2 protein-coding genes are annotated in these 1,244 nt (G+C 74.7%); both read right to left on the bottom strand.

Going from position 1 to position 1,244, the window contains the following annotated elements:
• On the bottom strand, positions 1-824 hold an 824-nt coding region (locus tag Q7U10_05170), incomplete at its 3' end, for an ATP phosphoribosyltransferase regulatory subunit (protein MDO8282001.1).
• On the bottom strand, positions 821-1,244 hold a 424-nt coding region (locus tag Q7U10_05165; protein ID MDO8282000.1), incomplete at its 5' end, for a His/Gly/Thr/Pro-type tRNA ligase C-terminal domain-containing protein. The genes Q7U10_05165 and Q7U10_05170, both read right to left, overlap by 4 nt.

Below are 1,244 nucleotides of genomic sequence, written 5' to 3'. Positions count from 1 at the left end.
AGGGCCGCCAGGGCGGCGGGCGGCGTATCGGCCACCGCCAGGAAGCGGCGCAGACTGTCGGCCTGTCGCAGGGTGAGCGCCGGGGCGGTAGCCGCCTCGGCCCGGCGGATCAGACGCTGGGCGATCTCGGCGGGGCCGCGCCCCCCCACGGGCTCGATCCCGGCCAGGGCCCAGACCTCCTCCAGCAGGATCGCGGCCTGGTCCGGCGAGCGGCTGGCCAGCAGGTCGGCCAGGGCGCCGCTTTCCACCGCCTTGGGTGCGCCGCCGGCGCGGGCCAACTCGGCCTGCAGCAGACGGGGCCGCGAGGCCGCGCGCTTCAGGCGGGCGGCCAGGGACGGGGCGAGGTCCAGGCTGTCGACGAAGGCGGCGAACAGGGCGATGTCCCCCAGCCAGAGCAGCAGGTCGTCGCGGCCGCCGGCCAGGGCCGAGCGCCAGGCGAGGGCCGCGATCTCGGCGTCAGCCTCCAGGATCGGGGTCCCGGCCGCGTCGAACCGCTCCAGGCCGATCTGCACGAACTCCTCGGGACGGTCGGGGTGGTCGGGCGAGGCGCGGAAGGCCTTGCCCTCATAGTAGTAACGGCCCGAGGCGGCCCCTGCGTCCAGGTGCTGGCGGGTCACCGGCACGGTGAAGTCGGGCCGCAGGCAGGACTCCTCGCCCCCCTCGGCCTGGACCACGAACAGCCGGGCGCGCATGGCCTCGCCGGCCAGTTCCAGCAATAGGCCAAGCGGCTGCAGGATGGGGGCGTCGATCCCCTGCGCGCCCTGGCTCAGCGGCGCGCGGAGGTTGGCCAGGGTGTCGGCGGGAACCCGCGGTTCGGCCCTCATTTCGAGGCGTCCAGGATGCGGCGCAGAGCCGGAATCAGCTCGGCGCGCGGAATGGTCTGCTGGCCGGGTCGCTGCTCGCGCCACTCGGCGTTGTCGGTGACCCCGGCGGAGAGTTCGCGGCCGAGATCCAGGTCCTTCACCGTCACCGTGCCGGCGGCGATCTCGTCGCCCCCCAGCATGATGGCGGCCGGCGCCATCCGGCGGTCGGCGTACTTCATCTGCGGACGCATGCCCGAGCTGCCCAGATAGACCTCGGCGGCGATGCCGGCGGCCCGAAGCTCCCCCACCACGCCGTAATAGGCAGGCATGTCCTCGGTGTTGAAGGCGATGACCACGACGGGTCCGCGCGCCTGACCGCCCAGGTCCCGCCCCGCCGCCCGCAGGGCCGAGGCCAGGCGCGAGACGCCGAAGGAGAAGCCG

It is taken from the genome of Thermodesulfovibrionia bacterium, assembly GCA_030646035.1.
In the GTDB taxonomy this organism is placed as follows: Bacteria; Nitrospirota; Thermodesulfovibrionia; order UBA6902; family UBA6902; genus JACQZG01.
This window is presented reverse-complemented; position numbering and strand designations above follow the sequence as displayed.